The sequence below is a fragment of the Pseudomonas sp. JDS08PS003 genome (genome assembly GCF_045013505.1).
Classification (GTDB): Bacteria; Pseudomonadota; Gammaproteobacteria; order Pseudomonadales; family Pseudomonadaceae; genus Aquipseudomonas; species Aquipseudomonas protegens_B.
On the sequence record NZ_CP120724.1, the window covers coordinates 6,783,395 to 6,794,905 of the forward strand.

The 11,511-nt window shown below is 62.2% G+C and carries 15 protein-coding genes; 7 read left to right on the forward strand and 8 right to left on the reverse strand.

Annotated elements, in window-relative coordinates; all coding sequences use genetic code 11:
* From metW to P7C00_RS30375, 6 genes are all read left to right on the forward strand, one after another.
* Window positions 1-621 (forward strand): methionine biosynthesis protein MetW, encoded by a 621-nt coding sequence (gene metW / locus P7C00_RS30350; RefSeq protein ID WP_123726659.1) that lies wholly within the window; start codon window positions 1-3, stop codon window positions 619-621.
* A gap of 26 nt (window positions 622-647) precedes the next feature.
* Window positions 648-1,082 (forward strand): DUF4426 domain-containing protein, encoded by a 435-nt coding sequence (locus P7C00_RS30355; RefSeq protein ID WP_123726660.1) that lies wholly within the window; start codon window positions 648-650, stop codon window positions 1,080-1,082.
* Window positions 1,079-1,675 (forward strand): RdgB/HAM1 family non-canonical purine NTP pyrophosphatase, encoded by a 597-nt coding sequence (gene rdgB, locus P7C00_RS30360; protein WP_346633431.1) that lies wholly within the window; start codon window positions 1,079-1,081, stop codon window positions 1,673-1,675. Before P7C00_RS30355 ends, rdgB begins: the two co-directional genes overlap by 4 nt.
* Window positions 1,672-2,874, forward strand: coding sequence for a radical SAM family heme chaperone HemW (gene hemW / locus P7C00_RS30365; RefSeq protein WP_346633242.1), 1,203 nt, complete (start codon window positions 1,672-1,674; stop codon window positions 2,872-2,874). Before rdgB ends, hemW begins: the two co-directional genes overlap by 4 nt.
* Before the next feature lie 9 nt (window positions 2,875-2,883).
* Window positions 2,884-3,207: a DUF3392 domain-containing protein gene (locus tag P7C00_RS30370; RefSeq protein WP_011064021.1), complete on the forward strand. Its 324-nt coding sequence runs from the start codon at window positions 2,884-2,886 to the stop codon at window positions 3,205-3,207.
* A 70-nt stretch (window positions 3,208-3,277) separates the two neighbouring features.
* Window positions 3,278-3,826 (forward strand): RNA 2'-phosphotransferase, encoded by a 549-nt coding sequence (locus P7C00_RS30375; RefSeq protein ID WP_346633243.1) that lies wholly within the window; start codon window positions 3,278-3,280, stop codon window positions 3,824-3,826.
* 94 nt (window positions 3,827-3,920) lie between these two features.
* On the opposite strand, the gene trmB is transcribed toward P7C00_RS30375, so the two are convergent.
* From trmB to P7C00_RS30395, 4 genes are all read right to left on the reverse strand, one after another.
* On the reverse strand, window positions 3,921-4,646 hold the full coding sequence (trmB, locus tag P7C00_RS30380) for a tRNA (guanosine(46)-N7)-methyltransferase TrmB (protein ID WP_346633244.1): 726 nt from the start codon (window positions 4,644-4,646) through the stop codon (window positions 3,921-3,923).
* Between the two features lie 9 nt (window positions 4,647-4,655).
* Window positions 4,656-5,450 carry a thiazole synthase gene (locus P7C00_RS30385; RefSeq protein ID WP_007921204.1) on the reverse strand — a complete coding sequence of 265 codons (795 nt, stop codon included), beginning with the start codon at window positions 5,448-5,450 and terminating at the stop codon, window positions 4,656-4,658.
* A gap of 161 nt (window positions 5,451-5,611) precedes the next feature.
* A complete protein-coding gene (thiS, locus tag P7C00_RS30390) occupies window positions 5,612-5,812 on the reverse strand; it encodes a sulfur carrier protein ThiS (RefSeq protein ID WP_011064025.1) in 201 nt (66 codons plus the stop codon).
* Window positions 5,813-5,882: 70 nt separating this feature from the next.
* Window positions 5,883-6,263, reverse strand: coding sequence for a DUF423 domain-containing protein (locus P7C00_RS30395; protein ID WP_346633245.1), 381 nt, complete (start codon window positions 6,261-6,263; stop codon window positions 5,883-5,885).
* A 74-nt stretch (window positions 6,264-6,337) separates the two neighbouring features.
* Here P7C00_RS30395 and mtgA point away from each other — a divergent pair, with 74 nt between their 5' ends.
* Complete coding sequence (gene mtgA / locus P7C00_RS30400; RefSeq protein WP_404937846.1) at window positions 6,338-7,060, forward strand: monofunctional biosynthetic peptidoglycan transglycosylase; 723 nt, start codon at window positions 6,338-6,340, stop codon at window positions 7,058-7,060.
* Between the two features lie 148 nt (window positions 7,061-7,208).
* Here the strand turns inward: mtgA and rpoH are convergent, their stop codons facing one another.
* The 4 genes from rpoH to ftsY form a co-directional block, all read right to left on the reverse strand.
* Window positions 7,209-8,063 (reverse strand): RNA polymerase sigma factor RpoH, encoded by an 855-nt coding sequence (gene rpoH, locus P7C00_RS30405; protein WP_068575472.1) that lies wholly within the window; start codon window positions 8,061-8,063, stop codon window positions 7,209-7,211.
* Between the two features lie 113 nt (window positions 8,064-8,176).
* Entirely contained in the window at window positions 8,177-9,199 is a 1,023-nt protein-coding gene (ftsX, locus tag P7C00_RS30410; RefSeq protein WP_346633247.1) for a permease-like cell division protein FtsX, read from the reverse strand.
* A complete protein-coding gene (gene ftsE / locus P7C00_RS30415; protein ID WP_011064030.1) occupies window positions 9,196-9,867 on the reverse strand; it encodes a cell division ATP-binding protein FtsE in 672 nt (223 codons plus the stop codon). The genes ftsX and ftsE overlap by 4 nt, the downstream gene beginning before the upstream one ends.
* Window positions 9,864-11,411, reverse strand: coding sequence for a signal recognition particle-docking protein FtsY (gene ftsY / locus P7C00_RS30420; RefSeq protein ID WP_404937847.1), 1,548 nt, complete (start codon window positions 11,409-11,411; stop codon window positions 9,864-9,866). Before ftsY ends, ftsE begins: the two co-directional genes overlap by 4 nt.
* Window positions 11,412-11,511: the final 100 nt, after the last annotated feature.

The following is an 11,511-nucleotide window of genomic DNA, read 5'->3' on the forward strand; positions in this document are numbered from 1 at the left end:
ATGAGAGCCGATCTGGAAATCATCCAGGAATGGATCCCCGCCGGCAGCCGCGTCCTCGACCTGGGCTGCGGTAACGGCGAGCTGCTGAGCTGGCTGCAGGAACACAAGCAAGTCACCGGCTACGGCCTGGAAAACGACCCGGACAACATCGCCGAGTGCGTGGCCAAGGGCATCAACGTCATCGAGCAGGACCTGGACAAGGGCCTGGGCAACTTCGCCAGCAACAGCTTCGATATCGTGGTCATGACCCAGGCCCTGCAGGCCGTGCACTACCCGGACAAGATCCTCGACGAAATGCTCCGGGTCGGCCGCCAGTGCATCATCACCTTCCCCAACTTCGGCCACTGGCGCTGCCGCTGGTACCTGGCCAGCAAGGGGCGGATGCCGGTCTCGGAATTCCTCCCGTACACCTGGTACAACACGCCGAACATCCACTTCTGCACCTTCGAGGACTTCGAAGAGCTGTGCCGCGAGCGTGAAGCCCGGGTGATCAACCGACTTGCCGTCGATCAACAACACCGCCACGGGTGGGCCAGTAAGCTATGGCCTAATCTGTTGGGAGAGATCGGCATCTACCGCGTCAGCAGTCCCGGCCTGCAGGATCACAAGGTCGCGGTATAAACCACGTTGCATCGAGGAGAACCACCATGGGACGTCTGGTTACATTTCTATTGGCCGCCTGCCTGAGCCTCAGCGCCCTGGCCGCGGACCCGATCAAAGGCGAGCGCCAGGAAGTCTTTGGCGACATCACCGTGCACTACAACACCTTCAACTCCACCTACCTGCAGCCTGACATCGCCAGGGCGGCGGAGCTGATCCGCAGCAAGAACCAGGGCGTGATCAACGTGTCCCTGATCAAGGACGGCAAACCGCTGGTCGGCCAGGTCAGCGGTACGGTCAAGGACCTGACCAGCAAGAGCATCCCGCTGAAGTTCCGCCAGATCACCGAACAGGGCGCGATCTACTACATCGCCCAGTTCCCGGTGGAACAGCAGGAAAACCGTACGTTCACCATCACTGTGCAAACGGGTGGTGACACCAACAGCTTCAGCTTCAACCAAGAGCTATTCCCGGGCGAATAATGAACCTCACGCAACTCGTACTGGCCAGCCACAACGCCGGCAAACTCAAAGAACTCCAGGCCATGCTCGGCGCCTCGGTGCAACTGCGCTCGATCGGCGAGTTCAGCAGCGTCGAGCCGGAAGAAACCGGTCTGTCGTTCGTCGAAAACGCCATCCTCAAGGCGCGCAATGCCGCGCGTATTTCCGGCCTGCCGGCACTGGCGGACGACTCGGGCCTGGCGGTGGACTTCCTCGGCGGCGCGCCGGGCATCTACTCGGCGCGCTATGCCGACGGCAAGGGCGATGCGGCGAACAACGCCAAGTTGCTCGAAGCCTTGAAGGACGTACCCGAAGCGCAGCGCGGCGCGCAGTTTGTCTGCGTCCTGGCCCTGGTGCGGCACGCCGACGATCCACTGCCGATCCTCTGCGAAGGCCTGTGGCACGGGCGCATCCTCACTGCCGCCAGTGGCGAACACGGTTTCGGCTACGACCCGCTGTTCTGGGTGCCGGAACGTGACTGCTCCAGCGCCGAACTGGGCCCCGTGGAGAAAAACCAGCTCAGCCACCGCGCCCGCGCCATGGCCATTCTGCGGCAACGCCTGGGCCTGAAATGAGCCAAGACCGATCCGCGTCGCCGCTGATTCTCGGCGGCGCGCAAACGCCCCGGGCGGCGCTGCCCCAATTGCCGCCCCTGGCGCTGTACATCCACATCCCGTGGTGTGTACGCAAATGCCCCTATTGCGACTTCAACTCCCACGCCGCCAGCCCGACGCTGCCGGAAGAAGAGTACGTCGACGCCCTGCTGGCCGACCTCGACCTGGACCTGCACGCCGTCCATGGCCGCGAGCTGAGTTCGATCTTCTTCGGCGGCGGCACCCCGAGCCTGTTCAGCGCCCAAGCCCTGGGCCGCTTGCTCAAGGGTGTGGAACAGCGCATCCCGTTTGCCAGCGACATCGAAATCACCCTGGAAGCCAACCCCGGGACTTTCGAGCAAGAGAAATTCACCGCCTATCGCGCCCTGGGGATCAACCGCCTGTCTATCGGCATCCAGAGCTTCCAGGAACAGAAGCTCAAGGCCCTGGGCCGCATCCACAACGGTGACGAAGCGATACGCGCCGCCGGCATGGCACGCCAGGCCGGGTTCGACAACTTCAACCTGGACCTGATGCACGGCTTGCCGGATCAGTCCCTGGAGGATGCTCTGGGCGATCTGCGCCAAGCCATCGCCATGAAGCCGACCCACCTGTCCTGGTACCAGCTGACCCTGGAGCCCAACACGGTGTTCTGGAACCAGCCGCCGGTGCTGCCGGAGGACGACACCCTGTGGGATATCCAGGAAGCCGGCCAGGCACTGCTGGCCGAGCATGGCTACGCCCAGTACGAAGTCTCGGCCTACGCCCAACCCGGGCGCGCTGCGCGGCACAACCTGAACTACTGGAGCTTCGGCGACTTCATCGGCATCGGTGCCGGTGCCCATGGCAAGCTCAGCCACCCGGACGGGCGCATTCTGCGCACCTGGAAGACCCGCCTGCCCAAGGATTACCTGAACCCGGCCAAGCCGTTCAAGGCCGGCGAGAAGGCCCTGAGCAACGAGGAGCTGCCGTTCGAGTTCCTGATGAACGCCCTGCGCCTTACCGACGGTGTGGACGCGGCGCTATTCGCCCAACGCACTGGCCTGGATCTGGCCAGTCTTGCCGAAGGTCGGCGCCAGGCCGAACAAAGCGGCTTGTTGCAGGTCGAACCGTCACGCCTGGCGGCCACGGCCCGCGGGCAACTCTTCCTCAATGACCTGCTGCAATACTTTCTGATCTAAGGAAATCACATGGATCTGGTACTCGATCTGCTTGCCACCGTGTCCCGCTGGAGTCGCAGCAACCTCTCGGAAATCGCCCTGGCATTGGTGGGCTGCCTGCTGGTGCTGTTCGGCGCGGACATCAAGGGCTGGGTCGAGCAACGCCTGGGCGGCATAGCCGGTGCCCTGCGCGTACCGCTGATGGCCCTGCTGTGCATGGTAGGCAGCGGGCTGGCGCTGATCTATGCCACGCCATGGATCGTCCGCGGCCTGAGCCAGTTCAACAACTACAGCCTGGCGCCGGTGCTGCTGGTGGTGCTGGTGCTGATTGGCGTGGTCGCTGATCGTCGCTGATTCGCAGGGCCCCTTCGCCGGCTTGCCGGCGAGCGCAATCCAACGGCTGCCCCCGTTATCAAGGAAGAACATGAGCAAGAAAGTCATCGAGGAAACCAGCAAGTTCCTCAGCTACGTGCTGCGCCACGAGCCCCAGGCCATCGGCCTTGAGCTGGACAGCGAAGGCTGGGGGGATATCGGCCAGCTGATCGAGGGTGCGGCCAGAGATGGCCGGCAACTGAGCCGGGAACTGATCGAGCTGGTCGTCGAAGGCAACGACAAGAAGCGCTTCGCCCTCTCGGCTGACGGCCAGCGGATACGTGCCGTTCAGGGGCATTCCAACAAGACCGTGCAATTGCAGCTTGAGGCAAAGCAACCACCCGCCGTGCTCTACCACGGCACCGCCACACGCTTCATGGATTCGATCAATGAGAAAGGGCTGATCCCGGGTTCACGGCACCACGTGCACCTGTCCCAGGAAATCGAAACCGCCAAGGCCGTGGGCCAGCGTTACGGCAAGGTGGTGATCCTGCAGATCGACGCCCAGGCCATGCAGGCTCAGGGCTTCACCTTCTATCAGGCAGAGAATGGGGTGTGGCTGACCGACCAGGTGCCGGTCAGTTTCATCAAAGCCCTGTAGCAGCCAGCTTGCTGGCGAAGGCGTCCTTGCGGGGCTCTTCGCTGGCAAGCGGAACGCCGCCCGGCCAGCTCCTACAACAGCGGGTCCGCGTGGCTCAGGCCAGCTTTTCGAACTTCAGATCCCACACGCCATGACCCAGGCGCTCGCCACGACGCTCGAACTTGGTGATCGGGCGTTCGGCCGGGCGCGGTACGCACTTGCCGTCTTCGGCCAGGTTGCGGTAACCCGGAGCGACGTTCATCACTTCCAGCATGTATTCGGCATAGGGCTCCCAGTCGGTGGCCATGTGCAGAATGCCGCCAACCTTGAGCTTGCTGCGCACCAGCTCAGCGAAGGAGGCCTGGACGATGCGGCGCTTGTGGTGCCGGCTCTTGTGCCACGGATCGGGGAAGAACAGCATCAGCCGATCCAGGCTGTTGTCAGCGATGCAGCGATTGAGCACTTCAATGGCGTCGCAATCGTAGACCCGCAGGTTGGTCAGGCCCTGAGTCAGCACGCCATTGAGCAGCGCACCGACGCCCGGACGGTGAACTTCCACACCAATGAAATCCTGCTCCGGGGCCGCCGCCGCCATTTCCAGCAGCGAGTGGCCCATGCCAAAGCCGATTTCCAGGGAGCGCGGCGCCGAACGGCCAAACACCTGGTCGTAATCCACTGGGGCATCGGCCAGGGGCAGCACGTACAGCGGCGCGCCCTGGTCCAGGCCACGTTGCTGGCCTTCGGTCATGCGCCCGGCGCGCATCACGAAACTCTTGATACGGCGGTGTTGGCGCTCGTCGCCGGCTTCCGGCTCGATTGGCGTGTCGTTTGATTCAGTCATCAATGGCTCTTACTTGATCAGACCATCCAGCGGCGAGGAGGCGCTGGCATAGAGTTTCTTCGGCATGCGACCGGCGAGGTACGCCAGGCGGCCCGCGACAATTGCGTGTTTCATGGCTTCGGCCATCAGCACCGGTTGCTGCGCATGGGCGATGGCCGAGTTCATCAGCACCGCTTCACACCCCAGCTCCATGGCGATGGTGGCGTCGGAGGCGGTACCGACACCGGCATCCACCAGCACCGGGACCTTGGCTTCTTCGAGGATGATCTGCAGGTTGTAAGGGTTGCAGATCCCCAGCCCGGTGCCGATCAGGCCCGCCAGGGGCATGACCGCGATGCAGCCCATTTCCGCCAGTTGGCGAGCGATGATCGGGTCATCGCTGGTGTAGACCATCACGTCGAAACCTTCCTTGACCAGCACTTCGGCGGCCTTGAGGGTTTCCAGTACGTTGGGAAACAGGGTCTTCTGGTCGGCCAGAACTTCCAGCTTGACCAGGTTGTGGCCGTCCAGCAGTTCGCGGGCCAGGCGACAGGTGCGCACGGCTTCCACGGCGTCATAGCAGCCGGCGGTATTGGGCAGGATGGTGTAGCGATCCGGCGGCAGGATATCCAGCAGGTTCGGTTCGCCCGGGTTCTGGCCGATATTGGTCCGGCGCACGGCGACGGTGACGATCTCGGCGCCCGAGGCCTCGATGGCCAGGCGGGTTTCTTCCATGTCGCGGTACTTGCCGGTGCCTACCAGCAAACGCGACTGGTACGTCCGACCGGCCAGGACGAAAGGCTTGTCACTACGAACGTTGCTCATCGGAAATCCTCTGTTGGGGTGAGGTTCTTGCAGAATTCTTTTTCAGGCCCGGGGCGCTGGAGCCCTCATTCCGGGGCCGGTGAACGCTTCTTCCATGGAAGAGGCCCGGAGCCGGGCCAGAGCGCTGCACAGATAAGTGGCAGCGCGATTGACGCCAGTGACTAGCCGCCGCCGATGGCGTGGACCACTTCCACCTGGTCGCCCTCGTTGAGAGCGGTCTCGGCGTGCTGGCTGCGCGGAACGATATCCAGATTGAGTTCCACCGCGATCCGCCGTCCGGTCAGTTCCAGATGGCTCAGCAGGGCCGCAACGGTCGAGCCGTCGGGCAGTTCAAAGGATTCACCGTTCAACTGAATGCGCATGCCAAGGCCGCCATCATTTTTAGGGGCCAGCATTCTAGCCCGATCATGACCTAAAGGTCAGCTACAAGCGTCAGCCGGCACCTTGCAAGCGCCAGGCGGCAAGGCCCAGCAGGAACCAGCCAATGAGGAACGCCAGACCACCGAAGGGAGTGATGATGCCCAACTTGCTGATGCCGCTCAGGGTCAGCAGATACAGGCTACCGGAGAACAGCAGAATGCCCAGGGTGAACGCAACGCCGGCCCAAGTCACCAGCCGCCCTGGAATATGGGCCGCCAGCAAGGCGACGCCGAACAGCGCCAGGGTATGCACCAACTGGTAAGTGACCCCTGTATGAAAAATAGCCAGGTACTCGGTGCTCAGACGGTTTTTCAGACCGTGAGCGGCAAAGGCGCCGAGGGCGACCCCGGTGAAACCGAAGAAAGCGGCCAACATCAGGAAGCCACGCAACATGAGGAACTCCAGTCAGATTCAGCGCAAAGGGTCTGTATAATGGCGCGCTCAACGGGTTCGGCCAAGCCATCTCTATGCTGCGTTATCTGTTTCGTCGCCTTGTAAAAGCCTTGATGTGGTTCGTGGTCGGCAGCGTGCTGCTGGTGCTGCTGTTCCGTTTCGTGCCGCCACCGGGCAGCGCCCTGATGGTGGAACGCAAGGTCGAGTCCTGGATCGACAACGATCCCATCGACCTGCAGCGCACCTGGAAGCCTTGGGATGAAATCTCCGACAACCTCAAGGTGGCGGTGATCGCCGGCGAGGATCAGAAATTCCCCGAGCACTGGGGCTTCGATATCGATGCAATCCAGGCAGCGTTGATCCACAACGAAAGGGGCGGCTCGATCCGTGGCGCCAGCACCTTGAGCCAGCAAGTGTCGAAAAACCTGTTCCTCTGGTCCGGCCGCAGCTACCTGCGCAAGGGGCTGGAAGCCTGGTTCACCGCGCTGATCGAGGTGTTCTGGCCCAAGCAGCGGATTCTTGAGGTCTACCTCAACAGTGTCGAATGGGATGAAGGGGTATTCGGGGCAGAAGCCGCGGCGCGCCATCACTTCGGTGTCAGTGCGGCCAACCTGTCGCGCCAGCAAGCCAGCTTGCTGGCCGCTGTCCTGCCCAATCCAAGGGTGTGGAGCGCAGCACGGCCCAGCACTTACGTGATGCAGCGGGCGGGCTGGGTTCGGCGGCAGATGAGCCAGTTGGGTGGCGCCGATTACCTGAATCGGCTGAACGAGTCGCGCAGGGCGCCCTGGGCGGAGTAACCCGGATCTGGCTTTGCGCCGGCTCTTCTTGAGCATGTTCGAGTTGGGTGCTGGGCTGGGGATTCGCCGGCATGCCGGCTCCTACGACAACCGCACAAGCAAAAACGCCCCGAGTTGATCGGGGCGTTTTGCGTGGTGCCTGGCAATCTCAAGCGGCGATGGACAGTTTCAGCTTGTTCATCGCGCTCTTTTCCAGCTGGCGGATACGCTCGGCCGAAACGTTGTACTTCTGCGCCAGGTCATGCAGCGTGGCTTTCTCTTCTGCCAGCCAGCGCTGGTAGAGGATGTCACGGCTGCGCTCATCCAGCACTTCCAGCGCTTCGTGCAGGTTGTTGGTGGAATTGTCGCTCCAATCGGCATCTTCCAGCTGCAGCGCCGGGTCGTAGCGATGATCTTCCAGGTAGTTGGCCGGCGATTGGAAGGCGCTGTCGTCATCCGCTTCAGCAGCCGGATCGAAGGCCATGTCCTGGCCGGTCAGACGGCTTTCCATCTCCCGCACTTCGCGGGGCTCGACGCCCAGGCTCTCAGCCACGCGATGCACTTCTTCGTTGTTCAGCCAGGCCAGACGTTTCTTCTGGCTACGCAGGTTGAAGAACAGCTTGCGCTGAGCCTTGGTGGTCGCAACTTTCACAATCCGCCAGTTACGCAGGATGAACTCGTGAATTTCCGCCTTGATCCAGTGCACCGCAAAGGACACCAGACGCACACCCATTTCCGGGTTGAAGCGTTTCACGGCTTTCATCAGGCCAACGTTGCCTTCCTGGATCAGGTCAGCCTGGGCCAACCCATAGCCGGAATAGCTACGGGCGATATGTACGACAAAACGCAGGTGGGCGAGCACCATCTGCCGAGCCGCCTCAAGATCCTGCTCATAGTAGAGACTCTCGGCCAGTTCACGCTCCTGCTCGGGCGTCAGCAATGGAATGCTGTTCACCGTGTGCACATAAGCCTCCAGGTTTGCGCCTGGAACCAATGCGTAAGCAGGTTGCAAAGAAGTGGTCATACGAAAAAACCTCCGACTCACATAACTCGTGCAGTTCAGCACTGCGAAAATTGACCGGAAACCGCGAAACAAGTTCCCAAATATTCTGAAAGGTCAATACAAGCAAAAAGACATTACTTCGGTGCCAGCTCCCTCAGGTGGCGGGCCACCGCAATCCACGCACCGATATAACCCAACAGCACCGCACCAAGCAAGAGCGATAGACCATCGGCAACCGGCACCCCCGCAAGGGCAAAATCACTGCCGTACAAGCCGGCCAAGCCGATCACCGCGTCGTTCAGCCAGTTCAAGCCGAACGCCAGTACGCCCCAGGACAGAATCCCCGCACCGAAGCCATACAGCGCGCCCATATAAAGGAAGGGACGTCGCACATAGCTGTCTGTGCCGCCGACGAGTTTAATCACTTCTATCTCTGTGCGGCGGTTTTCAATATGAAGACGAATGGTATTGCCTATCACCAAAAGTAATGCAGAAACCAGGAGCACCGTCAGGCCGAAGACAAAGCGGTCCCCCAGCTTGAGGATGGCCGCCAGCCGCTCGACCCATACCAGGTCCAACTGCGCCAGTTGCACCTTGGGCATTTCCGACAACCGCTGGCGCAAGGCCTCCAAGGTTGCCTTGTCCACTTCGTTCGGGGTTACCAGCACTACGCCCGGCAGCGGGTTGTGGGGCAGCTCGCGCAAAGCCTCACCCAAACCGGACTGCTGCTGGAACTCTTCCAGAGCCTTTTCCTTGCTGATGAACTCGGCATCCGCCACACCGGGCAGGCCCTTGATCTCTTCGCCAAGCTTCTCGCCCTCGCTGGCAGAAGCCCCCAGATCCAGGTACAGCGAAATCTGCGCTGCCCGCTGCCAGGAGCCGCCCAGGCGCTCGACGTTGTTGAGCAGCAACGACAGCCCCATGGGCAAGCTCAGGGCCACGGCCATCACCAGACAGGTAAAGAAGCTGCCGATGGGTTGTTTGCCCAGGCGCCGCAGGCTGTCCAGCAAGCTGGCACGATGGCTTTCGATCCAGGCGTGCAGCAGGGTGCCAAAATCCGGACCGTCATCCTCGTCGCGTTTTTTCTTCGGTGGCGGTGCTTCGGATGCCTTGGGCGCTACGCGCTCCGCCACTTTAGGGGTACGTGTGGCACTCATACGCCGGCCTCCCCGTCGCCGATCAATCGGCCGCGTTGCAGGGTCAGCATGCGGTGACGCATGCGGGCGATCAGCGCCAGGTCGTGACTGGCGATCAGCACGCTGGTGCCCAGGCGGTTGATGTCTTCGAACACGCCCATGATTTCCGCCGCAAGACGCGGGTCGAGGTTACCCGTGGGTTCGTCCGCCAGCAGCAGAGCTGGACGATGGACGATGGCCCGAGCAATACCCACGCGCTGTTGCTGACCGGTGGACAGATCACCCGGGTAGAGATCGGTTTTGTCCGACAAGGCCACCCGCTCCAGGGCCGAATCCACGCGCTTGGCGATTTCCGCCTTGGACAGACCAAGGATCTGCAGCGGCAGCGCGACGTTGTTGAAGACCGTGCGATCGAACAGCAACTGGTGATTCTGGAACACCACGCCGATCTGCCGCCGCAGGAAAGGGATCTGTGCATTGCTGATCTGCCCCAGGTCCTGGCCCGCCAGCAGCAATTTGCCGGTAGTCGGGCGCTCCATGGCCAGCAGCAGGCGCAGCAAGGTGCTTTTACCGGCGCCGGAATGGCCGGTGACAAACAGGAATTCGCCGCGACGGACGCGAAAGCTCAGCTCATGCAGGCCAACGTGGCCATTGGGATAGCGCTTACCGACCTGTTCGAAACGAATCATGAACGCTCCCGCTCGGCAAACAGTGCCTGGACAAAGGGTTCTGCTTCAAAAGTACGCAAGTCATCGATGCCTTCACCGACCCCGATATAACGGATCGGCAGACCGAATTGCTTGGCCAGGGCGAAGATCACCCCGCCCTTGGCGGTGCCATCGAGCTTGGTCAGGGCCAGGCCGGTCAACTCCACGGTCTGGTTGAACTGTTTGGCCTGGTTGATGGCGTTCTGGCCGGTACCGGCGTCCAGCACCAGCAACACCTCGTGGGGCGCGTCGGCATCGAGCTTGCCGATCACCCGGCGAACCTTCTTCAGCTCTTCCATCAGGTTGTCTTTGGTGTGCAGGCGCCCCGCCGTGTCGGCGATCAGCACATCGATACCACGGGCTTTGGCAGCCTGGACGGCGTCGAAGATCACCGAGGCGGAATCGGCACCCGTGTGCTGGGCGATGACCGGGATCTTGTTGCGCTCGCCCCAGACTTGCAGTTGCTCCACCGCCGCGGCGCGGAAGGTGTCGCCGGCCGCCAGCATGACTTTCTTGCCTTCCAGCTGCAGCTTCTTCGCCAGCTTGCCGATGGTGGTGGTCTTGCCGGCGCCGTTGACACCCACCACCAGGATCACGAAGGGCTTGTTCTGGGCGACGATTTTCAGCGGCTGCTCCACCGGCTTGAGCATGCCGGTGAGTTCAGCCTGCAACGAGGCGTACAGCGCGTCGGAGTCGGTGAGCTGCTTGCGCGCCACCTTCTGGGTCAGGTTCTGGATGATCACCGAAGTCGCTTCGACCCCGACGTCAGCCGTCAACAGACGGGTTTCCAGGTCTTCCAGCAGTTCGTCATCAATGGCTTTCTTGCCCAGGAACAGGCTGGCCATGCCTTCGCCGATGCTGGCACTGGTCTTGGACAGGCCCTGCTTCAACCGGGCGAAGAAACCGACCTTGCTCTCTTCACTGGAGCGAACAGGCTCGGCGACGGGCTCGGCCTGCGCAGCCACGGCAACCGGCTCGGCTACAGGAGCAGGAGCAGGAGCAGGAGCAGGAGCAGGAGCAGGAGCAGGAGCAGGAGCAGGAGCAGGAGCAACAGGCTCCGGCGCAACGAATACCGGTGCTACCGGAGTTTGCGCTTCGAACACCGGAGCCGGGGCGACAACCGGGGCTTCGACCAGCGGTTCAAGCGCAGCGGTCAGGGCTGGAATCGGTGGAGTGACATGTTCCGCCTGAGCGTCCTCCACCAGTGCCACCGGCTCTTCCGCCACCGGCAGAGGCGGCCAGGGCTTGTGCTCCGTGGGTGGGGTCAACGGCAGCTCAGGCACGGCGGCCGCTACCGGCTCAGCCTCGACCCGGGGTTGCAACACCGGTTCGGCGATCGGCAGCACCACCGGTTCGGCCGGGGCGATGCTGGGTGCGGATTCAATGGCAGGAGCCGACGCCGGCTCGACAGGCACTTGCGGCTGTTCGACGACGGGTTCCTGCGGCTTTTTGCGCAGCCATCCGAACAGGCCTTTCTTCTCGCCAGCCGCGGCTGGGGTCTTTTTGTCGTCGTTGGAACCAAACATGGAGACGGCTATCTCAAGGTAGCGATGCGCCAGTGGGCGCTTCGGTAAATAAATATTCGATGCAGAACAGACTGTGTTTCATCCAGCTTGTTCACGCGCA

Excerpts from the sequence above, each read along its gene's own strand:
- metW (WP_123726659.1), top strand. The coding sequence starts at position 1 with ATGAGAGCCGATCTGGAAATCATCCAGGAATGGATCCCCGCCGGCAGC.
- P7C00_RS30355 (WP_123726660.1), top strand. The coding sequence starts at position 648 with ATGGGACGTCTGGTTACATTTCTATTGGCCGCCTGCCTGAGCCTCAGC.
- hemW (WP_346633242.1), top strand. The coding sequence starts at position 1,672 with ATGAGCCAAGACCGATCCGCGTCGCCGCTGATTCTCGGCGGCGCGCAA.
- P7C00_RS30370 (WP_011064021.1), top strand. The coding sequence starts at position 2,884 with ATGGATCTGGTACTCGATCTGCTTGCCACCGTGTCCCGCTGGAGTCGC.
- P7C00_RS30375 (WP_346633243.1), top strand. The coding sequence starts at position 3,278 with ATGAGCAAGAAAGTCATCGAGGAAACCAGCAAGTTCCTCAGCTACGTG.
- trmB (WP_346633244.1), bottom strand. The coding sequence starts at position 4,646 with ATGACTGAATCAAACGACACGCCAATCGAGCCGGAAGCCGGCGACGAG.
- P7C00_RS30385 (WP_007921204.1), bottom strand. The coding sequence starts at position 5,450 with ATGAGCAACGTTCGTAGTGACAAGCCTTTCGTCCTGGCCGGTCGGACG.
- thiS (WP_011064025.1), bottom strand. The coding sequence starts at position 5,812 with ATGCGCATTCAGTTGAACGGTGAATCCTTTGAACTGCCCGACGGCTCG.
- P7C00_RS30395 (WP_346633245.1), bottom strand. The coding sequence starts at position 6,263 with ATGTTGCGTGGCTTCCTGATGTTGGCCGCTTTCTTCGGTTTCACCGGG.
- mtgA (WP_404937846.1), top strand. The coding sequence starts at position 6,338 with ATGCTGCGTTATCTGTTTCGTCGCCTTGTAAAAGCCTTGATGTGGTTC.
- rpoH (WP_068575472.1), bottom strand. The coding sequence starts at position 8,063 with ATGACCACTTCTTTGCAACCTGCTTACGCATTGGTTCCAGGCGCAAAC.
- ftsX (WP_346633247.1), bottom strand. The coding sequence starts at position 9,199 with ATGAGTGCCACACGTACCCCTAAAGTGGCGGAGCGCGTAGCGCCCAAG.
- ftsE (WP_011064030.1), bottom strand. The coding sequence starts at position 9,867 with ATGATTCGTTTCGAACAGGTCGGTAAGCGCTATCCCAATGGCCACGTT.
- ftsY (WP_404937847.1), bottom strand. The coding sequence starts at position 11,411 with ATGTTTGGTTCCAACGACGACAAAAAGACCCCAGCCGCGGCTGGCGAG.